The organism is Nocardioides sp. Bht2 (genome assembly GCF_047308515.1).
Taxonomy (GTDB): domain Bacteria; phylum Actinomycetota; class Actinomycetes; order Propionibacteriales; family Nocardioidaceae; genus Nocardioides.
Genome location: NZ_JBLBWI010000001.1, coordinates 216,264 through 242,808, shown reverse-complemented (window position 1 = coordinate 242,808; position 26,545 = coordinate 216,264). Strand labels below are relative to the sequence as shown.

Here is a 26,545-nt window from a genome sequence, read left to right as displayed (position 1 = left end):
GCAGCTCAGGAGAACGGCGTCATCAGCTGGCGCAGCAGCGCTGCCAACTGTTTGCGATCCCGGGCGGGGAGTTCGGCGAGGAGTTCGCGTTCGGCCTCGACGAGTTCGCCGAAGGCCCCGTCGACGGCGACGCGGCCCTCGGGGGTGAGCTTGACCAGGACCCCGCGGCGGTCGTTCGGATCGGGCAGCCGCTCGACGAATCCGCGGGCGGTGAGCCGGTCGATCCGGTTGGTCATCGTGCCGGAGGTGACCAGGGTTTCGCGGATCAGCCTGCCGGGGGAGAGCTCGTAGTCTCCGCCGGCGCGACGCAGGGCGGCGAGCACGTCGAACTCCCACAGCTCGATGCCGTGTTGCGCGAACGCTTTGCGGCGGGCGAGATCGAGGAGTCGGGCGAGCCGACTGATCCGGCTGAACACCTCAACGGGGGTGAGGTCCAGATCGGACCTCTCCCGGTTCCAGGAGTCGACCAGTTCGTCGACCTCGTCTCGCATGTACTGATCGTAGCGGACCGTCGAGAATCTTGACATCGAGATACTCCCGATGCACGGTTGTCTTGTTGTCACGGTTACCGGAGGTGGCTGACATGCCGTGGAGTCCCGACCAGTACCTGCGCTACGCCGACGAGCGGTCGCGTCCGTTCTTCGACCTGACCGCCCGGATCGGCGCAACCGCGCCCACCGACGTCGTCGATCTCGGTTGTGGCCCCGGCAACCTCACCGCCACACTGGCCGAACGGTGGCCCCAGGCCCGCATTCACGGGATCGACTCCAGTGCCGAGATGATCGCGGCGGCCCGGGCCGAGCATCCGACGTCGCGGATCACCTTCGCCTGCGAGGACCTCCGTCTTTGGGCCGAACAGGGCGCCGACGTCGACGTGCTGATCTCCAATGCCACCTTGCAGTGGGTGCCGGAGCACCGTGCCCTGCTGCCTGCCTTGGTCGAGAAGGTGCGGCCGGGTGGCTGGCTGGCGTTCCAGGTGCCCGGTAATCACCAGGCGCTCTCGCATGCGCTGTGTCGCGAGCTTGCCGCCGAGCAGCCGTACGCGCCGTTCACTGGTGACGTCGTCTACCGACCGACGGGCGACCCGGCTGACTATTTCGCCGACCTTCGTCCGTTGGGTCTGGAGGTGGAGGCCTGGGAGACCACCTACCTGCACGCGCTGCGTGGGCCGGACGCGGTCTTCGAATGGGTCAGCGCCACCGGCGCCCGTCCGTACATCGAGGCGGTCGGCAGTGAGGTTCGTCGCGAGTTCGTTGCCGAGTACAAGCGCCGTCTCGCCGCGGCCTATCCCGAGCGCGACGGCGTCGTGCTGTTCCCGTTCCGGCGGATCTTCGTCGTCGCCCACCGCTCAATGTGACCTCAGCGTCTGGTTCGGGCTGAATTTCCAGCCCGGAGGTCACATTGAGCTACTTCGGGTGGGACGGGTGCGGTGGCGTAGTCGGCGTCGATCGGGGCTGCCGCCACGCGGCGCAGCGGGATGACGCCGGCCCAGGTGCCGTCGATCTGCTCCTCCGGTTCGTCGGCGGGCCCGCCGACGCGGACCTTCACCGACGCCTCGTGCAGCGCGACGGCGAAGACCGCCGTCGCGGCCAACTCCTTGGCGGTGTTGGGGCGCAGCGTCGCTGCGCGACCGGGGATGGCGTGGTCGACGATCAGCGCCAGGGCATGCTCCCGTTCCGTGGAGTCGAGCACGGGCCGCGCCGTTCCGATGACGACGGCGCACCGGTAGTTCATCGAGTGGTTGAAGGCTGTCTGGGCCAGCACCAGACCGTCGAGTTCGGTGATCGTCGCGCAGACGGTCTGCTGTTGTGCGGCGCGGAGCCAATGTGACGCGACCGAGCCATGCAGGTACAGGCTTCCGCCGACGTCGGGGCCGTCCGGATCGACGCCGTAGGCGACCGGAAGGACCACCGGATGGTCGCCGGCCTGCACCCCGAGGTGGGCGACGAGCCCGTCGCGCAGGATCTCGTGCAGGGTCGCGCGGTCGGTAACGGCGCGGTGCTTGCCGCGGCGGACCGTGGAGCGGTGGGTCGGCTGCAGGGGAAGGCTGCTCATGGCTCCATGCTCGCGGGAAAGTGGCTCGGATGCATGGTCCAATAGTGGAGAGAAACACTGGGCCACTTGGCTCGCTCCAAGGAGGTGCTTCGATGCCCACGCTGCCGTTGCAGGTCGACCGGGACGACCCGCGTCCGCTGCCCACCCAGATCGCCGCCCAGGTCCGCGAGTTGGCGCTCTCGGGCAGGGTCGCCGACGGCGCCCGGCTGCCGAGTACGCGGGCACTCGCCGCGGATCTCGGTGTCTCGCGGGGTGTCGCGGAGCAGGCCTGGGATCAATTGCGGGCCGAGGGCTGGCTGGAGGGGCGTCGCGGCTCCGGGACCTGGCTCCGGGTCGGGGGCTTCGCCCAGCGAGCTGTGGAGAGCCCGGCCACGCGCCGCGGGGTGGATGAAGAGCTGGTGATGATGGACGCCGGCACGCCATGGCGCGATCCTCGGCAGTCGGCGTTGTGGCGTCGCGCCTGGCGCGAGGTGTCGACAGCCGACCCGCCGCGTGCCTACGAGGAGCCCGGCGGTATCGAGGAGTTGCGGGTCGCGCTCGCCGAGCGGCTGCGACGGACCCGCGGACTGGCCGTGGAGCCGGACCAGGTCCTGGTCACCAGCGGCACCGTCGGTGGGCTACGCCAACTGTTCGCGGCCTTGTCGCCGGGCGAGATCGCGATCGAAGACCCCGGCTTCCGGGCGGCCGTCGTGACCGCTGAGCTCGCCGGCCGCGTCGTCCGGTCGCTCCCGGTCGGGGAGGGCGCGGAGTCCGACCTCGCCGGCTGCGCGGGTGCCTATGTGACGCCGTCGCACCAGCATCCCACCGGTCGAGTGCTGCCGGCGGACGAGAGGCTGGCGCTGTTGCGCCGGGCCGAGGGGAGCGGGTGCGTGGTGATCGAGGACGACTACGACTCCGAGTTCCGCTACGACGTCGCTCCGGTTCCCGCGCTCGCCTCGATGGCGCCGGGGCGGGTCGCCTACCTCGGGACGGCGTCCAAGACCGTCCTGCCGTCGCTGCGGCTCGGCTGGATGGTGCTGCCCGAGTCGCTCCATGGCGCCGTCCTGGCCCACCGGGCGGTGACCTTCGACATGCCGCCGTGGCCGGTGCAGAAGGCGTTCGCCACGCTGCTGCGTGACGGCCACGTGGATGCCGTCATCCGTTCGGCCCGCAAGGTCTACGCGGCGCGGGCCGAGAAGGTGGTCGCGGCATTGTCGCCCCATGCCGAGCTTGCCGGGCCGGTGGCCGGGATGTACTCCACGTGGCTCCTGGAACCAGATCGTGCGTTGCGGGCGCGCGAGGCGATGGCCGCGGCGGGCTTTCGGATCAACCTGCTGGCCGACTACTGCCGCAATGCTGACCTGAGTGGCCTGCTGGTCGGCTTCGGTGGCCCCACCGACGCAGAGTTCGAGTTGGCCCTGGAGGTGCTGGTCAGCGCGCTCAGTCGGTCTTGAGGACCGGCTTCTCCTCGAGGCCGCTCAGGCCGTTCCAGGCCAGGTTCACGATGTGCGCGGCGACGGACCGACGCTCCACCTTGCGACCCGACGTCAACCACCACTGGCCGGTGGTGCCGACCATGCCGACGAGCATCTGGGCGTACATCGGTGCGGTCCGGGCGTCCAGGCCGCGGGCCTTGAACTGGTCGATCAGGATGCCTTCGACGCGGCTGGTGGTGTCGCCGATGATCGACTGGAAGCTGGCGCCCTGGCTGCCGATGGGGGAGTCGCGGACCAGGATCCGGAACCCGTCGGGCTGCTGTTCGATGTAGTAGAGCAGCGCGAGCGCGGCCTGCTCGATCAGTTGCCGCGAGGAGCCGGACTTCAACGCCGCTCGCATGATCCCGAGCAGTTGGGTGACCTCGCGGTCCACAACGACGGCGTAGAGCCCCTCTTTGCCGCCGAAGTGTTCGTAGACGACCGGCTTGGAGACCTTGGCCTGCGCGGCCACCTCCTCGACCGAGGTGGCGTCGAAGCCGCGCTCGGCGAAGAGGTGTCGGGCGATCTCGATCAGCTGTTCGCGCCGCTCCGCCGCCGTCATCCGGCTGCGGGGCGCGCGCTTCTCGCCGTCGGTGCGCTTCTCCTTGGCCAAGGGGTGCTCGTCAGGCCGCGGCCTGCTGGTTGCGCACCAGCTTGGCGTCGATCCGCTGCTTCGTGGGCCAGCGGACGTCGCTCACCCAGCCGGCCTTCTCCAGGAACCAGATCACCCGGGCAGAGGTGTCGATCTGGCCGCGCAGCACACCGTGCCGGGCGCAGGTCGGGTCGGCGTGGTGCAGGTTGTGCCAGGACTCGCCCATCGAGGGGATCGCCAGCCACCAGACGTTGGCGGACTTGTCACGGGAGATGAAGGGCCGGTTGCCGATCGCGTGACAGATCGAGTTGATCGACCAGGTCACGTGGTGGAGCAGGCCGATCCGGACGATCGAACCCCAGAAGAAGGCGGTCAGAGCGCCCTGCCAGGACCAGGTGAGCAGCGCACCGAGAACGGCGGGCAGGAAGAGCGAGACCAGGGTCCAGAGCCAGAACAGGCGGCTGATCCGGGTGATGTCGGAGTCCTTGAGCAGGTCCGGGGCGTACTTGCGCTGCGGGGTCTGCTCGGTGTCGTAGAGCCAGCCGATGTGGGCGTGGAAGAGGCCCTTGCTGAGGTCGCGGAGCCGGGTGCCGTACTTCCACGGCGAGTGCGGGTCGCCGTCGCGGTCGGAGAACTTGTGGTGCTTGCGGTGGTCGGCGACCCAGCGCACGACCGGGCCCTGGATCGCCATCGAGCCGAGGATCGCCAAGGCGCACTTGACGAAGCGATTCGGCTTGAACGACTTGTGGGTGAAGAGGCGGTGGTAGCCGACGGTGATGCCGTGGCCGGTGGCGAAGTACATGACCGTCGCGATGGCGGCGTCGGTCCAGCTCAGCCAGCCTCCCCACGCCAGCGGGATCGCCGCGCCGAACGCGATGAACGGGACGGCGATGAAGAGGGTGAGCGCCACCTTCTCCTTCAGTGATTGGGTGTCACCGCCCATGGTTGCGAGCGGTGCCTCGGCGATCTCGTCGATCGTCGCAGTCATGTTTCCCCAATCGGTGTGGTGCAGTGCCCAGTGGTTTTCCTACGCAACCGTAGGTTACGCCGCCGTACCTTGCCAGCCCTGGTTCGTCACATATCCCTGGACTTCTGGTTACTCACCGGTAGCATGATGCCCATGAGCCAGGTTCTGACGTTGTGGAAGAAGACCACCGCCTTCCCGCTGGGCAAGCAGATCTTCTCGTTCGCCTTCTCCCAGAAGGCGCCGTACTTCGCGACCGTGCGGCCGCGGTTCAAGGAGTTGCGGCCCAACTACGCCGAACTGGTCGTGCCCAAGCGCCGCGCCGTCCACAACCACATCAAGACGCTGCATGTGATCGCACTCTGCAACGGCCTGGAGGCCGCGATGGGCGCTCTTGCAGAGGCCACCTGCCCGCCCGACAAGCGGTGGATCCCCAAGGGGATGGAGGTCGCCTATCCGGCGAAGGCGTCGAGCGACATCACCTGCATCGCCGAGACCGATCCTGCTGCCTGGGCCAGCGACAACCCCGACGTCCGGGTCAACGTGCGCGGGGTGCGCGACGACGGCACCGTGGTGATCGAGGGTGAGATCCGGCTCTGGGTGACGCCGAAACCGCAGCGCTGAGTACGCCTCAGGCAGGCACTTTGCCGCGGGTGTCGGCGTCACCGACCATCGGCACTTCCAGCCGCTTCTCGCCGACGTAACGCCGCTGCAGCCAGGTGGCGAGCGCGGTGAGGAGAAGGTTCACGCTGATGTAGAGCGTGGCCACGACCAGCATGGTCGGCACCCGGTTGTTCTCCTCGAGGTAGATCTGGCGGGCGACGAGGGTCAGACCCGGCGCGGTGATGGCGATGCCCAGGGCGGTGTCCTTGAGTGCCACCACGCACTGGCTGATGATCGCCGGGAGCATGATCTTCACGGCCTGGGGCAGCATCACGATGGAGACCACCTGGGTCTTGCGCATGCCCAGCGCGTACGCGGCCTCCGACTGCCCACGGGGGACGGCGAGGATGCCGGCGCGCAGCACCTCGGCCAGCACCGAGCCGTTGTAGAGGGTCAGCGCGATCACCACCGCCCGGAAGCTGGACCGGTCGTCGGCGATGCCGAGGGTGTACCAGACGAAGATCATCAACAGCAGCACGGGAACCGCGCGGAAGAACTCCACCACCAGCCAGGACGGCCAGCGCACCCAGCGGTGATCGGAGAGCTTGCCGACGCCGAAGAGGAAGCCGAACGCGACCGCGCAGACGATCGCCAGCGCTGCCATCTTCAGGGTCTGCAAGAGGCCGTCGACGAGCAGCACCCGGATGTAGGACGGCGTCACGAACGCCTCCCACTTCTCGTAGGCGAGCTGGCCGTTCTCATCGAGTCGCCACAGCCACCAGCCGATCGCGGCGACGATGGCGACTCCGCTCAGCACCGAGTAGAGGAGGTGGCGCCGCCGGGCCTTGGGGCCGGGCGCGTCGAAGAGGACGCCGGCGTTCATCGGGCCACCCGCCAACGACGCTCCAGCTGCGAGCTGAAGAGCGAGAAGATCTCCACCAACACGATGTAGCCGACGGCGAAGCAGAGGAAGATCGAGGTCCGTTGGCTGGCGAAGTCGTTGTTGAAGCTCGTCATCTGCGAGGTGGCCTCGGCGACGCCGAAGACGGCGGCCACCGAGGTGTTCTTGATCAACGCGATCTGGACGCTGGCCAGGGGCGGGATCGAGGCCCGCAACGCCTGGGGCAACACCACCTGGGTCATCACTCCGCTGAACGGCAGCCCGATCGCGCGGGCCGCCTCGGCCTGGCCCAGCGGGACCGCGTTGATGCCCGAGCGCATCGCCTCGCAGACGAACGCCGAGGTGTAGAGACTGAGGGCGAGTACTGCGGCGGAGAAGAACGAGGTGAAGTCGAAGTCGCCGATGTGCACGTCGACCCAGCGGAAGTTGAGACGCCGCCACAGCATCGGCGCCATGAAGGAGAGCAGGCCGAAGACGATCACCAGTGGGGTGTTGCGAACCAGCGTCACCCAGGTGGAGGCGGCGCCCCGCAGGACCGGGACCGGGCTGACCCGGCATGCGGCCAGGAAGGTGCCGAGGATCATCGAGGCGATCCCGGCGACCAGAAAGAGCATCAGCGTGTAGCCGAAGGCCTTGAGGTAGGCGTCGAAATCATTGAAGACGGCGTCCACTGATGCTCCTTCCGGTCATAGGAGTGACGGTTCGGCGCGTGTGCCTGACGGTTCGGCGCGTATGCCTGACGGTTCGGGTTAGGCGCAGGGGTCGAGTGTCGGCGGGTCCGGGGTCTCCACGCCGGACTTGCCGAGCGTGGAGTCGAAGGCCTCCGCCCACGACCCGTCCTCGAACGCTGCGGTCAGCGCGCCGTTGATCCACTCGCACCACTCGGTCTGCTGCTTGTTGTAGCCGACGCCGATCCGCTCCTCGGAGAACTCGTCGCCGACCACCTTGAGTTCGCCCTCGTTCTCGGCTGCATAACCGGCCAGGATCGAGCCATCGGTGGACATGCCGTCGACGGTGCCGTCGAGCACCTTCTGGACGCACTCGCTGTAGGAGGCGAAGCCCACGCCCTTGGCGCCCTGCTCATTGATCCGGTCGATCGACGTCGAGCCGGTCACCGAGCAGACCTCCTTGCCCTTCAGGTCCGCGATGCTCTCCACGTCGCTGTCGGCGGTCACCAGCAGTTGCTGGCCGGTGAGCATGTAGGGCCCGGCCTGGCCGACGATCTTGCGGCGGTCGTCGGTGATCGAGTAGGTCGCGAGGACCAGGTCGACCTTCTTCTCCTCCAGGAACGGCTCGCGGTTGTCCGAGACCGTCTCCTCCCACTTGATCTGGTCGGTGTCGAGGCCGAGCTTGGAGGCGAGGATCTTGGCGACCTCGACGTCGAAGCCGGTCGGCACGTCCGAGGTGGCGGACTTGAAGCCGAGTCCCGGTTGGTCGAACTTCACGCCGATGGTGATCGAGCCGGCGTCCCGGATCTCTGCCATCCGGGTGCCGTCCTCAATCTGCGAGGCCGCGTCGGTGTCGGCGTCGACGTCCTTGCCCTTGTCGTCGTCGCCGGCGTCACCGCAGGCTGCGAACGCGGTGAGGAGGGCGGTACAGGCAATGGCGAGCCTGGCTCTGCTGCGCAACATGTGCGTCTCCTTGTCGGTTGTTCGGGCCGAGATCGAACCGTGGAGAGATCGGTCGCGGGTTGATCAGTGTTTGAGGATCTTGGAGAGGAAGTCCTTGGCGCGCTCGGACTTCGGGTTGTTGAAGAACTCGTCGGGGGTCGCCTCCTCGACGATCTGGCCGTCGGCCATGAAGAGCACCCGGTGTGCGGCGGTGCGGGCGAAGCCCATCTCGTGGGTGACCACGACCATCGTCATTCCGCGTTCGGCGAGCTCGACCATCACGTCGAGCACCTCTTTGATCATCTCCGGGTCGAGGGCGGAGGTGGGCTCGTCGAAGAGCATCACCTTCGGATCCATCGCCAGGGCCCGGGCGATCGCGACGCGCTGCTGCTGGCCGCCGGAGAGTTGTGCGGGGTACTTCTGCGCCTGCGCGCTGACGCCGACCCGGTCGAGCAACTCGTGGGCGTGCTCGTTCGCGGTGGCCTTGGCTACCTTCCGCACCTTGATCGGTCCCAGCGTGACGTTCTCCAGGATCGTCTTGTGGGCAAAGAGATTGAAGCTCTGGAAGACCATGCCGACCTCTGCCCGCAGCTGCGCCAACGCCTTGCCCTCCTGGGCGAGCGGCCGGCCGTCGAGGGAGATCTCGCCCCGGTCGATCGTCTCCAGGCGGTTGATCGCGCGACACAACGTGGACTTGCCCGAGCCCGACGGGCCGATCACCACCACGACCTCGCCGCGGGCGATCGAGAGGTTGATGTCCTGGAGCACGTGAAGATCACCGAACCACTTGTTGACGCCCTCCAGTACGACCAGAGGTTCGCCATGGGACGCCTGGACGGTGGCGGGTTCCGAGATCGCCATACCAGCAACGTAGCCACAACCGCGTGACCTGCGCCACAGCTGGGGCTCTTTGTTATCCGGACGTGACCCGTCCCGAGCGGCTCCGGGGCGAGGTCGCGAAAGGGCATCCGAGGGTGGGTATCGCGTAGGCTGAGCGGGTTATGAGCAGCGCGCGCACGTATGAGGTCCGCACCCACGGGTGCCAGATGAACGTCCACGACTCCGAGCGACTCTCCGGTCTGCTTGAGGAGGCCGGTTACATCTCCGCTCCGGAGGGCGAGCAGGCCGATGTCGTCGTCTTCAATACCTGCGCGGTGCGCGAGAACGCCGACAACAAGCTTTACGGCAACCTCGGCCATCTCGCACCGGTCAAGGCCAAGAAGCCGGACCTGCAGATCGCCGTCGGTGGCTGCATGGCGCAGAAGGACCGCGACACGATCACCAAGAAGGCGCCGTGGGTCGACGTCGTCTTCGGTACCCACAACATCGGCTCGCTGCCGGCGCTGCTCGACCGGGCCCGTTCGCAGAAGGAGGCGCAGGTCGAGATCCTGGAGTCGCTGGAGGTCTTCCCCTCCACCCTGCCGACGCGCCGCGAATCCGCCTACGCCGCGTGGGTCTCGATCTCGGTGGGCTGCAACAACACCTGTACCTTCTGCATCGTGCCAAGTCTGCGTGGCAAGGAGAAGGACCGCCGCCCCGGCGAGATCCTGGCGGAGATCGAGGCGCTGGTCGCCGAGGGTGTCACCGAGGTGACGTTGCTGGGGCAGAACGTGAACGCCTACGGCGTCGAGTTCGGGGACCGCCAGGCGTTCTCCAAGCTGCTGCGGGCGTGTGGCGAGATCGACGGACTGGAGCGGGTCCGTTTCACCAGCCCGCACCCGGCCGAGTTCACCGACGACGTGATCGAGGCGATGGCCGAGACGCCGAACGTGATGCCCAGCCTGCACATGCCGCTGCAGTCCGGCTCCGACAAGGTGCTGCGCGAGATGAAGCGCTCCTACCGGCAGTCCAAGTTCCTCGGCATCATCGAGCGGGTCCGCGCCGCGATCCCGGACGCCGCGATCACCACCGACATCATCGTCGGGTTCCCCGGTGAGACAGACGAGGACTTCGAGCAGACCCTGCACGTGGTCCGTGAGGCCCGGTTCTCCGGCTCCTTCACCTTCCAGTACTCCAAGCGCCCCGGCACGCCGGCGGCAACGCTGGAGGACCAGGTCGACCCCGAGGTGGTCAAGGAGCGCTACCAGCGCCTTGCCGCCCTGGTGAACGACGTGGCCTGGGAGGAGAACAAGAAGTTGGTCGGCAACACCGTCGAGCTGATGGTCGCCGAGGGTGAAGGCCGCAAGGACGAAGCCACCCGCCGACTCACCGGTCGCGCGCCCGACAACCGTCTCGTCCACTTCAGCCCCGAAGGTGCCGACGGCGTCCGGCCCGGTGACATGGTGACCGTCGAGATCACCTACGCCGCGCCGCACCACCTGGTCGCCGACAACCCGGTGCTCTCGGTACGCCGCACCCGGGCCGGCGACGCCTGGGAACGTCGAACGGCGGCTCCCGCCCCGGCGAAGGGCGTCGGTCTCGGGATGCCGAGCCTCGGCGTCCCGGCACCGTTGCCGGACGCCCCCGCCTGCGGCTGACGCTCCAGGTCAACGGGGGTCGCGGCCGGTCCGCGCGATCAGCCGGTCGGCGCGGCTGGCGTCGTCGCCGACCGCCACGGCCGGGCCGCACGCGCCCTGGGCGTAGATGTTGTCGCCGAGTTCGTCGAGGCACGCCTCGACATGGTCGAGCTCGTCCTCGCGCAGCTCCGTGCCGACGCCGGCCGCCTGCGCCAGGTCCCAGCGGTGCACCACCAGGTCGAGCCCGAAGAAGGTGGCGAGGGTGGCGCCGATGGTGCTGGGGCCGAAGTAGCTGTCGAACTCGCGCGCCAACACCGAGCCGTCGCCGAGCGCGTTGAGCGCAGCCGCCTGATGGGCGTGCCAGCGGACGGCGGGGGCCCCTGTCGGCGCCTCGCCGACCGCTAGTTCGTGGCGGCCCAGGAAGTCACGTTGGCTGTCGATCACGTGGTCCAGCACGTCGGTGGTGGTCCAACCCTCGCAGGGGCTGGCCGAGGTCCACCGGTCGTCGGCGACTGCGTCGACCACCTGGGTGAATCGATCGGTGAGGGTGCGGAACTGCTCGAGGGTCTGCTCGGTAGAGGTCATGGAGCCACTCTGCGGCCCATAGGCACGGGTGGATTGAAGAAACCCGACACAATGGCGGCTATGGCCGAAGAACGGATCGACCCCGACGAGCCGGCCCACCTGCGCGATGCGTCAGGTGCGGCGCCGCCGATCGATCGCTACCTTCCGGCCGCCGACCTGACCGACCTGGTCCGCCGGTACTGGGTGCCGGTCTGGTCGTTGCCGCAGGGTGAGCGGACGGTGCAGCGGGTCCTGCAGTATCCCGTGTGCCTGCTGGTGATCGAGACCGAGACGGCGATGCTCGTCGGACCGAGTTCGGGGCTGGCGGTCCGCGAGTTGCATGGTTCCGGCTGGGCCTTCGGAGTCCTGCTCCAGCCTGCGGCGGGAGCGTTGTTGCTCGGTGGGCCGGTAGCGGAGCTGGTCGACTCGGCAACCCCGCTCGCCTCGCTCCCGACGATGGACGGCGCCACCTTGGCCCGCGACATCCGCGCGGTACTGGCAGCTGAACCGGCGGACGAGGAGCGCCAACGAGCCGCCGCGGAGCTGGTCGAGAACCAATTGCGCGCGCTTCTCCCGGTGGACGGCGAAGGCCTGCTGATCAACCGGATCGTCGAGTACACCGAAGGCTCCGGCCAGGTCCGGCGGGTCGCCCAGGTCTGCGCTGAGTTCGGGATCGGCGAACGGACGCTGCAGCGGCTGAGTGCCCGGCGGATCGGGTTGGGGCCCAAGTGGCTGATCCAACGGCGGAGGCTCCACGAGGCGGCGGCGATGCTGCGCCAGCGCAGGACCGGATTCGACCTGGCCGCGGTGGCTGCCGATCTCGGCTACGCGGACCAGGCCCACTTCATCCGTGACTTCCACGCGGTCACGGGGCTGACCCCGGGGCAGTACGCCGCCGAGCCGCGCTAGAACTCCCGCAGCGTCGCCAATGAGGCGCGGGCGGTGAGTGTGATCTCCTCGAACCGGCGGTGCAACACCTCGGACGGCTCCTCCGCACAGCGTCGCTCCAAGGTTGAGAGCAACCGGCCGAGGCGCGCCAACCCGACGGTCTGGGCGCTGCCGGCCAGGGCGTGCGCCAGCCGGGGGAGCGCCCCCGACTCGTCGGCTACCGCCTCGCCGAGCTGGGTCAGGTCGCCCTCGATGGTGTCCAAGAAGGTGCGTCGTGCCCTGCTGAACAGGTCGACGCCGTCCTTGCTCAGGCTACGGAGCTCACGGACCCGGTCCACGGCCAGCAGCGGGGCGAGGTCGTGCGATCCGGTCGTGGTGACCCGCGGTTGATTGCCCCAGAGCTGCAGGGTGGCGGAGAGCTTCTCGCGGTCGATCGGCTTGGCCAGGACTCCGTCCATGCCGGAATCGAAGGCACGTTCCTGTTCGTCGAGCAGGACGCTGGCGGTGAGCGCCACGATCGGCACATGGCGACCGGAACCCGCCTCGTTCTCGCGGGTGATCCGGGTCGTCTCGTAGCCGTCCATCCCGGGCATCCGGCAGTCCATCAGGACCAGGTCGTAGGGGTGGTCGGTCTGGAGCAGGGCGCTGGCCTCGTTGCCGTTGTCGACCACCGCGACCCGGTGGCCCAGCGACTCCACGACACCCGCGGCGACCAACTGGTTCACCGGGTTGTCCTCGACGATGAGGACGAAGAGTGGGCGGGCGGGCTGATCGTCGCCGCGCCCGGTCGGCGCCACCTCGAGGGGTGGATCGCCGAACGCCTGGTGGATCGCACGGGTCAGGGTGTCGCGACGCACGGGTTTGGTGACGGCGGTCAGCACGAGGTCACGTGCCGACTCCTCGCTCTCGGCAGCCGCAGCCGGTACCAGGACGACCATCGCTGCCTGGGCGTCGTGCTCGGCACGACGCGCGATCTCGGCCAACCGGGCACCGGCGAGGTCTCCGTCGACGACGACCAGGCGGCGCGGGCGGCTGGTCGACCAGGTGCCCAACTCGGCATCGAGTCCGGCGATCGTGGGGCGCGCGGTCACCTCGGCGCCGGCTGCTTCGAAGAGGCGGGAGAGGGCTCGCGCAGCGACCGGATGCGGCTCGCTGAGCAACACCGCGGTGTCCTCCAGCCACGGGCGCGGCGGTCGCTTGGTGTCGGCGGCCGGCAGCGGCACGCTCATCGTGAAGCTGCTGCCGACCCCGACCTCGCTGCGCACGCGGATCGAGCCGCCGAGTGTCTCCGCGATCGCCTTGGTGATGGAGAGCCCGAGGCCGGAGCCGTCGTAGTAGCGGGTGGAGGACTGGTCGGACTGGGCGAACGCCTCGAAGACCCAGCCGGTCTCGGCGTTGGCGATGCCGACCCCGGTATCGGAGACCACGATCGAGAGCGCCTCGCCCATCGGGTCCTCAAGGTCGGGGCCGACGGCGATCCGGACGTATCCCTCGTCGGTGAACTTGACCGCGTTCGCGCAGAGGTTGGTGATCGCCTGGGAGAGCAGGTCGGCGTCGCCGATCACTCGTTCCCCGACCGCGCGATCGATGTCGAGGACGAGTTCCAAGCCCTTCTGATAGGCGGTCGGCGCCAACATCGCGACGGCGCCCTCCACCACCGCGCGGATGTCGAACTCCTTGGTCTTGGCGACCAAACGGCCGGAGTCGGCACGGGAGAGGTCGAGGACGGCGTTGACCACGCGGAGCAGGGCGTCACCGGCCTCGCGCATCGCGATCGCCATCCGGAGCTGGCGGTCGTCCAGCGGCGTCTCCAACAGGAGGTCGATCAGCCCGAGCGCACCACTCATCGGGGTTCGGATCTCGTGGCTCATCACCGCGAGCAGCTCTGCCTTCCGTGCCGCGGCGAGGGTCGCCGCGTCGCGTGCTTCGCGCAACGAGTGGGCGGCGTGCTCCCGTTCGGCCACGCTGGCCAGCAGGGCGGCCAGCTGGTTGAGCACGTTGACCGTCTGTTCGTCGAGGCCGTCCGGGTCGTCGACCTTGAACTGCAGCACGGCGACCGCTTCGGAGTTCAGGACGACCGGAACCCCAGCCAGGGTGCGGCGCTCGGTGCCTTCGCTGATCGGGACCGCGGTGACCTGCGCGCTCTCCTGAACGCTGGCGAGGAGCTGTTCGGACGCCTCGGAGCCGACGGTGGTGGGCTCCGTGTCGGGGTCACGTCGGGGGAGGGGCATCGGCACGGTGACGTCTGCGGCCATCCAACCGGCGAGCAGGTGCGCGGTGACCGGCTCCCAGTAGGTGTGTTGGATGACGGCGCGGACAGTGAGCTCGATGACCTCGGCCAGCGTCGCCGTCTGGACGGCTCCTTCGGCGACGGTCTGCATCAGGATCAGCCGCTCTTGTGCCTCGGCGGCCAAGGTCGCGGCGCGGCGTAGCTCGGTGATGTCCTGGGCGGTGCCGCAGAGCCGGACCAGGTTGCCCTGCGCGTCGAATTCGGCATCGGCGACCTCACGGATCCAGCGGACGCCGCCCTCGGGCAGCAGCAGCCGCCCCTCCCACTCGATGTGCGGTTGACCGGCGAAGGCGCTGGCCACCGCAGCTTCCATCGCGACCCTGTCCTCGGGGTGGATCAGGCGTTGCGAGTCCTCGACGCTGGGCGAGCTCCCCGGGTCGACCCGGTAGAGCCGGTAGAGCTCTTCGGACCACCAGATCTCGTCCGCGGCCGGATACCAGTACCAGCTCCCGACATGCGCGATCTGCTGCGCTTCGACCATCAGATCGACCTGGCGCAACAGGTGTGCGGTCCGGCTCCCCGGTGTCAGCAGGTGGTAGGCGGTGCTCTCCAGTGCGCCGTCGGCACCGAACCGGGGCTGCTCGCGGGCCTCCATCAGGCTGACGCCGGTGGGGGTGTCCAGCAGCAGGTGGAGCCAACGCTCGTCTGCGTCGCTGTCCGCCCGGCTGGTGTCGAGGACGGTGATCAGGTCTTCGACCTTCTGGCCGTCAGCCGCGACGCCGTCGAGGCCGAGCAGTTCGCAGACCGCGGGTGAGACCGACACCGTAGCTCCCGAGGTGTCGACGATCCAGACGGCGTGGGGAGTGTCGGAGCTCTCCGCCCACTCGACCGTCTTCGCCACGGTTCGCACCCTACAAGCGTTTTGGCGCGCTGCGCTTCTGGTTGGTCTAACTACCGAAGGCTCGGTACGGCCCTGTTTCGCTTTTGTTGTCGGGGGACAAATTCCGGCGTCGATTTCGTCTTCGCGTAATGTGGACCGAGCTCCGGCGTCGGCGCACCCTTGCTCACCGTTTGAGAGCGGTCAACGCAGCCTCGGCAGCGCGGAAACCTCCCATCCCGTGGACGCCGGCGCCGGGCGGCGTCGCCGATGAACACAGGTAGACGCCGGGGATGCCCAGGGAGTACGGGTTCATCCCGACCCGGGGACGGAAGACGATCTGTCTGGCGTCGTTCGCGCCGGCACCGATGTCGCCGCCGACGTAGTTGGCGTTGTACTCCTCCCACTGCGCCGGGCTCCGGGTCGTCACCGCCACGATCTGGTCGCGGAAGCCAGGGGCGAACCGTTCGATCTGGTTGATCACCGCGTCGGTGGCGTCGCCGGTGTATCCGTGCGGCACGTGTGCGTAGGCGTAGATCGGGTTGATCGAACCCTGCGACCGGGACGGGTCGATCAGGTACTGCTGGCCGAGCAGCACGAACGGCTGCTCCGGCATCGCGCCGTGCGTGGTGCTCGCCTCGATCGCCGCGATCTGACGCGCCGAGCCCCCCAGGTGCAGGGTGCCGGCGCGGCGGCAGTCCGGGTTGGTCCACGCGATGTCACCCTCGATCGCGAGGTCGACCTTGTAGGCGGCCGGCCCGTAGCGGTAGCGGGTCAGGCTGGACCTGATCCGGGAGGGGAGTTGGTCGCCGAGGATCTGCAGGGCACCGGCGGGGGCGGTGTCCAGCAGGACGATGTCGGGCTTGGCGCCGACGATCTCCGGCAGTTGGTCCAGCGAAGTGATCCGCAGCCCGGTCTGCACCGTGCCGCCGAGTGCGGACAGCTCCGCGATCAGGGCCCGGGTGATCGCCTCGCTGCCCCCCGCGGCCACCGGCCAGCCCACGGCGTGCGCGGCGCCGGTCAACATCAACCCGACCGAGGTGGACAGTGGGGTGTCGAGCCGGCCGAAGGCATGCGCGGCGACGCCGGTGAAGAGTGCCTTCGCGGGTTCGTCGCTGAACCGCGCACTACTCCACGTGGCGGGCAGGATCGCCTTCATCCCGAACCTACCCAGCGCGAACGGATGCTTCGGAACGTGCAGGATCGGCTGGAAGATCTCGTCGATCAGGTTGTCGAAGTTCCGCACGATCGGTTTGAAGATCCGCTTCCACCGGTTCGCGTCGACCCCGAGGCTGGCGCGGGTCAACGCCCAGTCGCGGGCCGCGACACCGGCCCGACCGTCGTCGAGCGGGTGGGCCAGATCGATCTCCGGCCACAGCCACTCCAGGCCGTGCCGCTCCAACTCGAGCGAGGCGAAGAACGGTGAGGCGACCCCGGTCGGGTGGAACGCGGCACAGTCGTCGTGCAGTACCCCGGGGACGGTCAGCTCGCTGGTCCGGGTGCCGCCGCCGGGGCGCTGATGCGCCTCGACGACCTTGACCTCGACCCCCGCCTGGGCCAGCCGGATCGCTCCGGCCAGCCCGTTCGGGCCGCTGCCGACTACGACTGCAGTTGTCACGAAACAGGTTCCTTGCCGCCGGTGAGGGTGTGCTGGCGACGGTACCCGTCCGCCGTCCAGGCGACGTCGAGCGGGATCGGCCCGTTCGGCAGCCAGGGCTGTTCACGCACGCAGTCCGAGACGCTCCACGAGCCACGTTCGACGACGCCCAACGCGGCGTCGATCACCCGGTACTCCTGCGGGCGGCCGGTCCACGGCACCGCCTGGGACTCGCAGAACGCGACCACCAGGTCGCCGGGCTCCAGGTTGAGGCGGCGTTGGATGGCAGCGATCAGACGCTCGTCGTGCAGGTGCCCGTCGCCGAAGTTCCAACCCAGCATCGTGGTGCAGACGAACTCGCCCTCGCGCACGGTGCGCGACTCGATGTCGTCGAGGTGGCTGTAGAGCACGGAGAAGAGGCCACGGCCCTGGCTGTGCATGGAGCGCCAGGCCAGCGCCTTCTGCATCATCATCTCGGCGTCGTCGGGGGCGTAGGGCATCGGCTGCATCCGCTGCAACTGCTTCACCTGGCTCTCGACCATCGGCAGCTCGGCGAGGCGGTCCTCGATGCCGGGCTTCAGCGCCCAGACGGCGGAGGCCCAGTTACCGGCGTACTGCCGCATCGAGGGCAGGAACGAGACCAGGTCGGGACGGAGGTTGCCCAGGATCGGTCCGAACATCAGCAGCGCGAAGATCGGCAGCAGGAGTAGCGGCTCGGAGAACTCCCAGATGTTGTAGACCGAAGCGTCGAAGCCGTCCCCGAAGCCGCCCCACAGGACGAGGGCGATGTAGCCGAAGTAGACGTTCCACTCCAACGGCACCGCGAGCGGGAAGGTCGAGGTGATGTAGATGTGGAAGATCAGCATCGCGACCGCGCCGATCAGTGCGACGGTGTTGTTGGTGGTCAGCAGCAGCACGATCGGGATCACCACCTCGACCGTCGTCCCGCCGATGTGGGCCATGAACCAGGCCAGCTTGCTGGGCCGGAGGTCGTCGGGGGCGTTGCGGTAGTGCAGGCGCTTGAGCACGTTGAGTTGGCCGGGGGAGTTGGAGACCATCGGTGGCACCACGTTGATGAAGTGCTCGCCGAACTTGGAGACACCGGCACCGATCCAGACGATGCAGATGATGACCTTGAAGGCGACGACGAGGTTGATGAAGTCCGCGGCGCTCGCGTTGTCGCTCATCACGATCCAGCCGAGCGTGGCCGAGAAGAGCATGATCGGCAGGTACTGCTCGGAGCGCGCGGCCAGGAAGATCACCTTGTCGCGCAGACCCATCAGCGGCATCAGGATCAGGATCGGCAGGAACGCCGACGGCGGCACGAGCTCCTGGGGGCCGGTGCCGGCCGGCAGGAACTGGACCGGCTCGGCCGAGATGGCCAAGGGGTAGATCAGTGCAGCGAGCACCGCCAGGTAGAGCAGGACGTCGCCGATGGTCCGCTCGTCGCCGCCGGTGAACGGCACCCGGCGACCCCAGGGCGCCATCCGCAGGGTTCCCGGGCGCAGCCAGTACCGGATGTTGCCGGTCATCGGCCGGAAGTGGCCGCAGAGCGGGCCCCAGGTCCCGCCGAGGCCGACCACCTCGAGCAGCATCAACCAGATCGCCAGCTTCTGATAGACGACCACGTTGTCGAACCAGGTGCCCGGCTCGGTGAAGTGCACGTACTCGGTGGTCGCTGAGGTGATCGCCAGACCGACCGCGAAATAGAGCCCGAGCATCTTGAGGATGTAGACCACGTGCAGCATTCGCGGGGTACCGAAGCCGTCCTCGACCCAGTGGGTGGAGAGGATCCGGATCCGTTCGCGCAGCGGCAGGGTGACGAACTCAGCCGGTGGCACCGGCGGGGTCGAGGGGTTGATGAATCCCATCTCAGGCCTCCTTGGCACCGACAGCGGCGAGCTGACGACGCAATGTGGGTTTGTCGATCTTTCCGACCGGGTTCTTGGGAAGTGCGTCGAGTACGTGGATCTCGACCGGGAGCTTGACCTTGGTGAGGTGCTGGCGGCTGTGCGCCAGGACGGCGTCGACGTCGAGCGGCGCACCCGCCGCGGCGGAGATGAAGGCGACCGGGACCTCGCCGTAGACCGGGTCGGAGCCGCCGACCACGGCTGCCTCCAGCACACCCGGGGCTCCGTGCAGGACGTTCTCGATCTCCTTGGGGTAGAGGTTCTCGCCGCCTCGGATGATCAGGTCCTTGATCCGGTCGACGATCCGGAGGTAGCCGTCCTCGTCGAGGACCCCGACGTCACCGGTGCGCAGCCAGCCGTCGACCAGGGTCTCGGCGGTCGCCTCGGGACGGTTCAGATAGCCGCGCATCACGTTGGCGCCGCGGATCACCACCTCGCCGCGCTCGCCGGTCGGTACTCCGGCGCCGTCCGGGCCGACCACGGCGACCTCCTGCCCGGGGAGGGCGACGCCGACCGTGCCGGGCTTGCGGACGCCGCGGACCGGGTTGCAGGTGGAGGCGCAGGTGCCCTCGGAGAGGCCGTAGCCCTCGATCATCCCGAACCCGAATCGCGCCTCGACCGCGGCCAAGAGGTCCGGGGGAGCCGGGGCGGCGCCGCAGATCGCGAACCGCAGCGAGCCGACGTCCGGGGTGATCTCGGCGGGCAGTGCGACCAGGTGCGAGTAGATGGTGGGGACCGCGGAGAAGTAGGTGGGCCGCAGGGTCTCCACGGAGGTGAGGAACTCGACCGGGTGGAACCGTTCCAGCACCGAAAGCTGAGCACCGACCGAGAGCGGGGTCAGGAAGCTGACGCAGATCGCGTTGACGTGGAAGAGCGGCAGCACCAGCAGACAGTGGTCGGTGGCGCTGATCGTGATCGCCGCACCCATGCTGGCCACCATCGCGTCGAGGTTGGCGTGGTCCAACATCACGCCCTTCGGTCGGCCGGTCGATCCGCTCGTGTAGACCAGGAGGGCCAGGTCGGCGGGGTCGGTCTTGGCCGCCGGCGGCGTCGTCGTCGAGGTGACGGCGAGGTCGTCGACGTGCAGCGGGACGACGGAGCCTAGGTCGAGGGTGGTGTCGGCGCAGACGACCAGCATCGCGCCGGAGTCGGTGATCTGGTACCCGGCCTCGGAGGCGGTGAAGGTGGGGTTGATCGGGGTGGCGGCGGCGCCGAGGCGCCAGGCGGCCATCACCGTGATCAGGAGTTCGACCCGGTTGGGGAGCATCGTCGCCACCACCGAGCCGGGGCCGACCCCGAGCGCCGCGAACTGTTCGGCAGCCGCGTCCACGCGGTCGGCGAACTGGTCGTAGGTCAGTTCGACGCGGGCGTCGCGGACGCAGGGACGTTCGTTGAAGGCGGCCGGACGGCGCCAGGGGAGGTAGGACATCGACATCGGGTGGGCTCCTGCAAGAAGGAAGGACGATGCGCTGACCGTAGGACGTAGATCACACTTCGTTCTTGGTCCCGGAGCACAAAGTCGGACCGCAGTTCAGGTTCGCGAACTGAAGCCGTCGAACCGGATCGACGTGGCATGATGGTGTGATGACCGTCACTGGGTTGTGTCGGTAACCCAATTGCCCAGGAGGAGCGGGTGACGGACGCCGAACGCGAGCTGCATCAGATCGCGGTGGTGATGTCGGAGCAGGGCGGCAGACTCGTCGACTACTTGGTGGACAGTTTCCGGACGCTGATCCCGGAGCTCCCCAGCGACCTGGTCCTGGTGGAGATGTTGGAGGGCAGTACCGGCTCCAACCTGGAGATGCTGGCCCACGTCTTCCGTGGACACGTGCCGATCGTCGAGGTCCAGGCGCCGGCCGCCGCCGTCGAATACGCCCGCAGGCTGGCGCAGCGGGGGACGCCGCCCAGCGCGTTGCTCCGCGCCTACCGTCTCGGGCAGCAGTTGGTATTGCGCTGGACGGGCGAGCAGTTGGCCCTGCGCCAGACGCCGCCGGCCGTCGCGCTGGCCACCAGCCAGCTGCTGATGGAGGTCTCCTTCCAGTACATCGACCGGGTCTCGGAGTCGGTGATGGGCGCCTACCAGGACGAGCGGGAACGGTGGCTGGCCAACCGGAGCGCCGTCCAGCGGGAGATGGTCGAGACCCTGCTTCGCGACGACCACGTGGACCTGGTCGCCGCCGAGGCGGCGATCGGCTACCGGCTCCGGCAGCAGCACGTCGCTCTGATCCTGTGGGCCGAGGCGGGCGACGTCGGGATGGCCAACGGCGAACGGCTGGTGGCTCGGATCGCGCAGAAGATCGGGTCGACCACCCGTCCGCTCTACGTACCCCGCGACCGCCAGACGGCGTGGTGCTGGCTCGCGGTGAACCGGCCGGGCGACGTCGACCAGGCCGCGATCGAGGAGTCGTTGCGGGGCAACGACGGGGTCTATGTCGCCGTCGGCTCTCCGGAGTCCGGGGCACCCGGTTTCCGGGCCACCCACCTGGGCGCGCTCGCCGCGTACCGCGTCGCGACGCTAGGACAGCGTCAGCAGCCGGTGATCTCGTACGGCGACCAGGAGGTCCGCGCCGCCGCGATGCTCGTCCACGACCTCCCGAGCGCGCGCCGGATGGTGGCCCGCACTCTGGGCGGGCTGGCCGAACCGAACCGGGGCGCGGCGCGGATGCGGGAGACCCTGCTCGCGTTCATCCAGGATCGGGAGAGCTACGTGGCGACCGCAGCCCGCCTGCACCTGCACAAGAACACCGTCAAGTACCGGGTCGACCGGGCACTGGAGGCGAGGGGCAAGCCGCTGCAGACCGAACGCCTCGACCTCGAGCTGGCGTTGATCGGCTGTGCCTGGCTGGGGCCGGAACTCCTTGCTTGACAACCGTCTCGCCGGTCAGCCTCCTGACGGAGCCGTCCCAGCTCCCCTCTAGCATTCAAGGCATGGCTGACGAGAAGATCGTGCTCGTCGACGGGGCCCGTACCCCGGTCGGCAGCTTCGGAGGAATGTTCAAGGACGTACCCGGCTTCGAGCTGGGTGCGGCGGCAACCGTGGAGGCGCTCAAGCGCTCCGGCGTCGAGGGAAGTGACGTCGACGAGGTCGTGATGGGCTGCATCGGCCAGGTCGGCCCGGACGCCTACAACGCCCGACGGGTCGCGGTCACCGCCGGCCTGCCGAAGAACGTTCCCGCCTACACCGTCAACCGGCTCTGCGGTTCGGGCCTGCAGGCGATCTGGTCGGCTGCGATGCAGATGCGCTGGGGTGGCGCCGACATCACCGTTGCCGGTGGTGACGAGTCGATGACCCGGATGCCTTTCTACGACTTCGGTGCCCGCAACGGGTACAAGCTCGGCAACCGCGAGCTGCTCGACGGCACCGTGCTGATGCTCACCGACCCGTTCCACAACACCCACATGGGTGTCACGGCCGAGAACGTGGCCAACAAGTACGGCGTCTCCCGCACCGAGCAGGACGAGTTCGCCGTCGAATCCCAGCGCCGCGCCGCGACCGCCGAGGCTAAGGCCGCCTTCGCCGAGGAGATCGTCGCGTTCGAGGTCGGCGGCCGCAAGCCGTTCACCGCGACCACCGACGAGCACCCCAAGCCCGAGACCACCGTGGAGACCCTGGCCAAGCTGCGGCCGGCCTTCGTCAAGGACGGGTCGGTCACCGCTGGCAACGCCTCCGGGATCAACGACGGCGCCGCCGCCGTCGTCCTGGCCCGTGAGTCGGTCGCCGCCGAGCGCGGCCTGACGGGTCTGGTCAGCCTCGAGTCCGTGGCCACCGCCGCGATGGAGCCCGAGCTGATGGGCTACGCCCCGGTGCTGGCGCTGAAGAAGCTCTTCGCGCAGACCGGCCTGGCGCCGTCCGACATCGGCACCATCGAGCTCAACGAGGCGTTCGCCTCCCAGGCCATCGCGGTGATCCGGGACGCCGAGCTCGACGCGACCAAGGTGAACCCCTACGGCGGTGCGATCGCGCTCGGCCACCCGGTCGGTGCGACCGGCGCGATCCTCTCGGTGCGTGCGGCCAAGACGATGGTCCGCAACGACCTCGAGTACGGCATCGTCACCATGTGCATCGGCGGCGGCCAGGCTCTTGCCGCCCTCTACAAGCGGATCTGAGGCCGGCATGTCTGAGAACCTGGTGAACTACTCCGTCGCTGACGGCGTTGCCCACATCGAGCTGAACCGTCCCGCGGTCTCCAACTCGATCGACCTGCCGACCGCGCTCGCGCTCGACGCCGCGGTCGAGGCCGCCGGTGCCGACGACGCGGTCCGCGCCGTCCTGCTGACCGGTGCCGGCAAGCGGTTCTGCGCCGGTGGCGACGTGGCTTCCATGGTCGCCGCCGAGGACCAGGCCGCCTTCCTGCTGGAGCTTGCCGAAGCCCTCGATCTGGCTGCGCGGAAGCTCGACGGGCTGGCCAAGCCGGTCGTCTGCGCCGTCCAGGGCGCGGTCGCCGGCGCCGGCAACTCGGTGATGCTGGCGGCTGACGTGATCGTGGCTGCGGCCTCGACCAAGTTCGTGATCGCCTACCCGGGTGTCGGACTGACGCCGGACATCGGTGCCTCCTGGCTGCTGCCGCGTGCGGTCGGCCAGGTCCGGGCACTGGAGTACGCGTTGACCGGCAAGCAGCTCACTGCCGCCGAGGCGCGCGAATGGGGCCTGGTGACCACGGTCGTCGACGACGAGGTGGTCATCGACGAGGCGCGCGTACTCGCCGTCAAGCTGGCAGCCGGCCCGGTCTTCGCGCTCGGCCAGGCCCGCAAGCTGATCCGCGGTTCGTGGGAGAAGACCCGCGAGCAGGCGGGTGCCGACGAGGCCCGCACCATCGCCGAGGCGGTACAGACCGAGGACGCCCAGCAGCGACTGGCCGCCTTCACCAAGAAGTGACGAGGCGTCGATGACGTCTCCGGCCCCGATCACCCCGCGCTACGACGCGGTGGTGGTCGGGGCCGGCATCGTTGGGCTGGCTGTGGCCCGCGAACTGCTGCACCGCCGTCCGGACAGCCGGATCGTGGTGGTCGAGCAGGCGGCCGACGTCGCGGCCCACCAGACCGGACACAACTCCGGCGTGATCCACGGCGGTATCTACTACCAGCCGGGCTCGTTGAAGGCACGGCTCTGTGTCGAGGGCGCGCGGTTGATGTACGACTACTGCGCCGAGCACAAGATTCCGCACGAGCGCTCCGGCAAGCTGATCGTGGCCCGCGATGCCCAGGAACTGGGACGGCTCGACGAGTTGGAACGTCGCGGCCTGGCCAACCAGGTGCCCGGGCTACGGCGGATCGACGGTGCTGAGATCGCCGAGATCGAGCCGCACGCGGTCGGCGCCGCAGCGCTGCACGCCCCGAACACCGGGATCGTCGACTATGCGCAGGTGGCCCGCGCGATCCGTGCCGAACTGGAGGGTCAGGGCGTCGAGTTCCGATTCGGCGAACAGGTCCGTGAGGTCGACGAGACCGGTGGGGTCCGGACGGCGACAGCGCGCCTGCGCGCCGATCGGGTGGTGGTCTGCGCGGGGCTCTGGGCCGACCGGCTGGCCCGCTCGTGTGGGGCGGAGGCGAATCCGCGGATCGTCCCCTTCCGGGGCGCCTATCTGCGTCTCGCGCGGACCGAGAATCCGGTGGTGCGCGGGATGATCTATCCGGTCCCCGACCCGGACCTTCCGTTCCTGGGTGTCCATCTGACCCGGCACCTCGACGGACTGGTCTCGCTCGGCCCGACCGCGATGCTGGTCGGCGCCCGCGACGCCTACCGGCTGGGGCGGGTGCGGGGGCGGGATCTCGCCGAGACGTTGAGCTGGCCCGGCACCTGGCGAGTGGCTCGGCAGTACTGGCGGACCGGGCTGGGGGAGATCGCGACCGCGGCCAGCCGCCGCAGGTTCGTGGCGGCTGCCGCGGAGTACGTGCCGGGACTCGGTGTCGGAGATCTCGACGGCACCGTCCATGCCGGCGTCAGAGCCCAGGCGGTGGACCGTGACGGAACCCTGGTCGACGACTTCGTGATCTCCGAGCACGGCGTCACCGGTTTCGTGCGCAACGCGCCGTCTCCGGCCGCGACGTCGGCCTTCGCGCTGGCCCGGGAGCTTGTCGACCGGCTCGGCTGAGGCCGCCTCCGGTCAGGCCGGGGGCTCCGAGGGGGTGTCGCCGTGACCGGAGGTACCGGAACTCGGGGCCTGATCCTTCTCGGTGTCGAGTTCGGTGACCTCCTCGGGGGTGACGTCGTCGAGTGCCGGGTTCTGGTCCGGATCGGGGTCGCGGCCGATGACGTCCTCGTTGTTCGCGCCGGGTGTCGAGTCGGGCAGCGCGTCGACGCCACCGGGGGCGAGGTCGGGGTCGATGGCGCGGGGCGCCGGCGGCGGGCTGGTCGCGCCGTCGGGCAGGTTGGGTTCTTCCGGCATGGTCACCACTTCCGAGTCGTGGTCGTCGGCCGTCCTGCGGCCCTGACTCCTGCATTGAAGGCAGGTGGTCCCAGGGTTTTCAAGGGCCGGGAACGCAGAGCGGGCGGTCACCCGCACCGGTGACCGCCCGCTCTCAGTGGCCGTGGCTCACTTGATGTCGTCGTTCTTGCCGTCCAGCTTGTCGAGGGCGTCCTTCGCCTTCTCGGCCGCCTTGTCGACCTTGTCGCCGAGCTTGCCGCCGCTCTTCTCGTTCACGAATCCAGCTGCCTTGTCGATGCCGTCGGAGATCTTGTCGCCGTGCTTGTCGACGGCGTCGGTCGCCTTCTCCTTGATCTCGGACGACTTGCCCTTCAGCTTGTCCAGAAAGCTCACGAGTCTTCCCCTCTTCCGCGATGAGTTGGTTGCGCCGCACTCGTCGCGGCGCGTGACACTTCGTTTGGAACACTAGCCCCCATGACCCCCGCCCCAACACCTCAACCGGAGCCGACCTTCGAAGCGGTGCCGAGCCTGGTGGTGGCCGTGGTCGGCGCAACGGCGGCGGGCAAGACGGGGCTGTCGCTGGAACTTGCGGAGCGGCTCGGCGGAGAGATCGTCAACACGGACGCTATGCAGGTCTATCGGGGCATGGACATCGGCACCGCGAAGCTGCCGGTCGCGGAGCGGCAAGGCATTCCGCATCACCTGCTGGATCTGATGGAGATCACCGAACAGGCGTCGGTCGCGGACTTCCAACAGTTGGCTCGCGCCACGATCACCGAGATCCAGAGCCGGGGACGGGTACCGATCCTGGTCGGGGGATCCGCGCTCTACACCCGGGCGGTGCTCGACCAGTTCGAGTTCCCGGGCACCGACCCCGAGGTCCGCGCGCGCTGGGAGGCCCGGCTGGAGGCCGAGGGTTCCGGGGTGCTGCACCGAGAGCTGGCGGTGCTGGATCCCCTTGCCGCACAGAGCATCCTCGCCTCCAACGGGCGGCGCGTCGTGCGGGCGCTCGAAGTGGTCGAGCTGACCGGGCGCCCCTACTCGGCGACCCTGCCCCGCCTCGAGTACGCGATGCCTGGCGCGGTCCAGGTCGGGGTCGAGATCGACCGGCCACGGTTGGACGCGCGGATCGTCGCTCGGGTCGACCAGATGTTCGCCGACGGTTTCGTCGCCGAGGTGGAGGGTCTGGTGGCGCGCGGCCTGGCCGCAACGCCGACCGCTTCGCGCGCGATCGGGTACCCCGAGGTGATGGCCCACCTGCGTGGCGAGCTCACCGAGGTCCAGGCCCGGGAACGGACCGTGATCGCGACCCGCCGGTTCGCTCGGCGTCAGGACCAGTGGTTCACCAAGGACCCCCGGATCAACTGGTTCGCCTGGGACGCCGACGACCTCGCCGACCAGGTGCTGGCGCGGTTGGTCGGAGCTTGAGCGGGCAACACCGGGCTGCGAAGTGAGCAAGAACGGTCGGGCGCGGACAGC

25 protein-coding genes are annotated in these 26,545 nt (G+C 68.9%); 10 read left to right on the top strand and 15 right to left on the bottom strand.

What is annotated here, in order from left to right; all coding sequences use genetic code 11:
• Nucleotides 1-5: 5 nt before the first annotated feature.
• Nucleotides 6-491: a MarR family winged helix-turn-helix transcriptional regulator gene (locus ACLM5J_RS01195; protein WP_413654177.1), complete on the bottom strand. Its 486-nt coding sequence runs from the start codon at nucleotides 489-491 to the stop codon at nucleotides 6-8.
• Between the two features lie 92 nt (nucleotides 492-583).
• Here ACLM5J_RS01195 and ACLM5J_RS01190 point away from each other — a divergent pair, with 92 nt between their 5' ends.
• A complete protein-coding gene (locus tag ACLM5J_RS01190) occupies nucleotides 584-1,357 on the top strand; it encodes a methyltransferase domain-containing protein (protein ID WP_413654176.1) in 774 nt (257 codons plus the stop codon).
• Between the two features lie 2 nt (nucleotides 1,358-1,359).
• Here ACLM5J_RS01190 and ACLM5J_RS01185 read toward each other — a convergent pair whose 3' ends face one another.
• Nucleotides 1,360-2,055 carry a pyridoxamine 5'-phosphate oxidase family protein gene (locus ACLM5J_RS01185; RefSeq protein WP_413654175.1) on the bottom strand — a complete coding sequence of 232 codons (696 nt, stop codon included), beginning with the start codon at nucleotides 2,053-2,055 and terminating at the stop codon, nucleotides 1,360-1,362.
• A 92-nt stretch (nucleotides 2,056-2,147) separates the two neighbouring features.
• On the opposite strand from ACLM5J_RS01185, the gene ACLM5J_RS01180 reads away from it, so the two are divergent.
• Nucleotides 2,148-3,488 carry a PLP-dependent aminotransferase family protein gene (locus ACLM5J_RS01180; protein ID WP_413654174.1) on the top strand — a complete coding sequence of 447 codons (1,341 nt, stop codon included), beginning with the start codon at nucleotides 2,148-2,150 and terminating at the stop codon, nucleotides 3,486-3,488.
• Here ACLM5J_RS01180 and ACLM5J_RS01175 read toward each other — a convergent pair.
• Entirely contained in the window at nucleotides 3,475-4,122 is a 648-nt protein-coding gene (locus ACLM5J_RS01175; RefSeq protein WP_413654173.1) for a TetR/AcrR family transcriptional regulator, read from the bottom strand. The genes ACLM5J_RS01180 and ACLM5J_RS01175 overlap by 14 nt on opposite strands.
• 10 nt (nucleotides 4,123-4,132) lie before the next feature.
• Complete coding sequence (locus ACLM5J_RS01170) at nucleotides 4,133-5,089, bottom strand: acyl-CoA desaturase (RefSeq protein WP_413654172.1); 957 nt, start codon at nucleotides 5,087-5,089, stop codon at nucleotides 4,133-4,135.
• Nucleotides 5,090-5,221: 132 nt separating this feature from the next.
• Between ACLM5J_RS01170 and ACLM5J_RS01165 the strand changes: the two genes are divergently transcribed.
• Nucleotides 5,222-5,689 carry a hotdog fold domain-containing protein gene (locus tag ACLM5J_RS01165; protein ID WP_413654171.1) on the top strand — a complete coding sequence of 156 codons (468 nt, stop codon included), beginning with the start codon at nucleotides 5,222-5,224 and terminating at the stop codon, nucleotides 5,687-5,689.
• Between the two features lie 7 nt (nucleotides 5,690-5,696).
• Here the strand turns inward: ACLM5J_RS01165 and ACLM5J_RS01160 are convergent, their stop codons facing one another.
• From ACLM5J_RS01160 to ACLM5J_RS01145, 4 genes are all read right to left on the bottom strand, one after another.
• The gene (locus tag ACLM5J_RS01160) at nucleotides 5,697-6,551 is read right to left on the bottom strand and encodes an amino acid ABC transporter permease (protein ID WP_413654170.1); all 855 of its coding nucleotides are present in this window, start codon (nucleotides 6,549-6,551) and stop codon (nucleotides 5,697-5,699) included.
• Nucleotides 6,548-7,240: an amino acid ABC transporter permease gene (locus ACLM5J_RS01155; RefSeq protein WP_413654169.1), complete on the bottom strand. Its 693-nt coding sequence runs from the start codon at nucleotides 7,238-7,240 to the stop codon at nucleotides 6,548-6,550. The genes ACLM5J_RS01160 and ACLM5J_RS01155 overlap by 4 nt, the downstream gene beginning before the upstream one ends.
• 78 nt (nucleotides 7,241-7,318) lie before the next feature.
• Nucleotides 7,319-8,200, bottom strand: a complete 882-nt coding sequence (locus tag ACLM5J_RS01150) for a glutamate ABC transporter substrate-binding protein (protein WP_413654168.1) — start codon at nucleotides 8,198-8,200, stop codon at nucleotides 7,319-7,321.
• A 63-nt stretch (nucleotides 8,201-8,263) separates the two neighbouring features.
• Nucleotides 8,264-9,040 (bottom strand): amino acid ABC transporter ATP-binding protein, encoded by a 777-nt coding sequence (locus tag ACLM5J_RS01145; RefSeq protein ID WP_413654167.1) that lies wholly within the window; start codon nucleotides 9,038-9,040, stop codon nucleotides 8,264-8,266.
• A 140-nt stretch (nucleotides 9,041-9,180) separates the two neighbouring features.
• On the opposite strand from ACLM5J_RS01145, the gene miaB reads away from it, so the two are divergent.
• Nucleotides 9,181-10,656: a tRNA (N6-isopentenyl adenosine(37)-C2)-methylthiotransferase MiaB gene (miaB, locus tag ACLM5J_RS01140; protein ID WP_413654166.1), complete on the top strand. Its 1,476-nt coding sequence runs from the start codon at nucleotides 9,181-9,183 to the stop codon at nucleotides 10,654-10,656.
• Between the two features lie 9 nt (nucleotides 10,657-10,665).
• Here miaB and ACLM5J_RS01135 read toward each other — a convergent pair whose 3' ends face one another.
• A complete protein-coding gene (locus ACLM5J_RS01135) occupies nucleotides 10,666-11,220 on the bottom strand; it encodes a TIGR03086 family metal-binding protein (protein WP_413654165.1) in 555 nt (184 codons plus the stop codon).
• 60 nt (nucleotides 11,221-11,280) lie between these two features.
• On the opposite strand from ACLM5J_RS01135, the gene ACLM5J_RS01130 reads away from it, so the two are divergent.
• Entirely contained in the window at nucleotides 11,281-12,108 is an 828-nt protein-coding gene (locus ACLM5J_RS01130; RefSeq protein WP_413654164.1) for an AraC family transcriptional regulator, read from the top strand.
• Here the strand turns inward: ACLM5J_RS01130 and ACLM5J_RS01125 are convergent.
• The 4 genes from ACLM5J_RS01125 to ACLM5J_RS01110 all read right to left on the bottom strand — a co-directional run bounded on the left by ACLM5J_RS01125 (nucleotide 12,105) and on the right by ACLM5J_RS01110 (nucleotide 20,136).
• The gene (locus ACLM5J_RS01125; protein WP_413654163.1) at nucleotides 12,105-15,218 is read right to left on the bottom strand and encodes a response regulator; all 3,114 of its coding nucleotides are present in this window, start codon (nucleotides 15,216-15,218) and stop codon (nucleotides 12,105-12,107) included. The two genes, ACLM5J_RS01130 and ACLM5J_RS01125, sit on opposite strands and share 4 nt — an antisense overlap.
• Nucleotides 15,219-15,381: 163 nt before the next feature.
• A complete protein-coding gene (locus tag ACLM5J_RS01120) occupies nucleotides 15,382-16,812 on the bottom strand; it encodes a phytoene desaturase family protein (protein WP_413654162.1) in 1,431 nt (476 codons plus the stop codon).
• Nucleotides 16,809-18,662, bottom strand: coding sequence for a DUF3556 domain-containing protein (locus tag ACLM5J_RS01115; RefSeq protein ID WP_413654161.1), 1,854 nt, complete (start codon nucleotides 18,660-18,662; stop codon nucleotides 16,809-16,811). The genes ACLM5J_RS01120 and ACLM5J_RS01115 overlap by 4 nt, the downstream gene beginning before the upstream one ends.
• Nucleotide 18,663: 1 nt before the next feature.
• Nucleotides 18,664-20,136 (bottom strand): class I adenylate-forming enzyme family protein, encoded by a 1,473-nt coding sequence (locus ACLM5J_RS01110; protein WP_413654160.1) that lies wholly within the window; start codon nucleotides 20,134-20,136, stop codon nucleotides 18,664-18,666.
• A gap of 198 nt (nucleotides 20,137-20,334) precedes the next feature.
• Here ACLM5J_RS01110 and ACLM5J_RS01105 point away from each other — a divergent pair, with 198 nt between their 5' ends.
• From ACLM5J_RS01105 to lhgO, 4 genes are all read left to right on the top strand, one after another.
• Nucleotides 20,335-21,567: a PucR family transcriptional regulator gene (locus tag ACLM5J_RS01105; RefSeq protein WP_413654159.1), complete on the top strand. Its 1,233-nt coding sequence runs from the start codon at nucleotides 20,335-20,337 to the stop codon at nucleotides 21,565-21,567.
• A gap of 62 nt (nucleotides 21,568-21,629) precedes the next feature.
• Entirely contained in the window at nucleotides 21,630-22,808 is a 1,179-nt protein-coding gene (locus tag ACLM5J_RS01100) for a thiolase family protein (protein ID WP_413654158.1), read from the top strand.
• Between the two features lie 7 nt (nucleotides 22,809-22,815).
• Nucleotides 22,816-23,577 carry an enoyl-CoA hydratase/isomerase family protein gene (locus tag ACLM5J_RS01095; RefSeq protein ID WP_413654157.1) on the top strand — a complete coding sequence of 254 codons (762 nt, stop codon included), beginning with the start codon at nucleotides 22,816-22,818 and terminating at the stop codon, nucleotides 23,575-23,577.
• 10 nt (nucleotides 23,578-23,587) lie between these two features.
• Nucleotides 23,588-24,793: an L-2-hydroxyglutarate oxidase gene (gene lhgO, locus ACLM5J_RS01090; protein WP_413654156.1), complete on the top strand. Its 1,206-nt coding sequence runs from the start codon at nucleotides 23,588-23,590 to the stop codon at nucleotides 24,791-24,793.
• 12 nt (nucleotides 24,794-24,805) lie between these two features.
• On the opposite strand, the gene ACLM5J_RS01085 is transcribed toward lhgO, so the two are convergent.
• Nucleotides 24,806-25,087 carry a hypothetical protein gene (locus tag ACLM5J_RS01085; protein ID WP_413654155.1) on the bottom strand — a complete coding sequence of 94 codons (282 nt, stop codon included), beginning with the start codon at nucleotides 25,085-25,087 and terminating at the stop codon, nucleotides 24,806-24,808.
• Between the two features lie 147 nt (nucleotides 25,088-25,234).
• Nucleotides 25,235-25,459, bottom strand: coding sequence for an antitoxin (locus tag ACLM5J_RS01080; protein WP_413654154.1), 225 nt, complete (start codon nucleotides 25,457-25,459; stop codon nucleotides 25,235-25,237).
• Nucleotides 25,460-25,540: 81 nt separating this feature from the next.
• On the opposite strand from ACLM5J_RS01080, the gene miaA reads away from it, so the two are divergent.
• On the top strand, nucleotides 25,541-26,494 hold the full coding sequence (miaA, locus tag ACLM5J_RS01075) for a tRNA (adenosine(37)-N6)-dimethylallyltransferase MiaA (protein ID WP_413654153.1): 954 nt from the start codon (nucleotides 25,541-25,543) through the stop codon (nucleotides 26,492-26,494).
• Nucleotides 26,495-26,545: the final 51 nt, after the last annotated feature.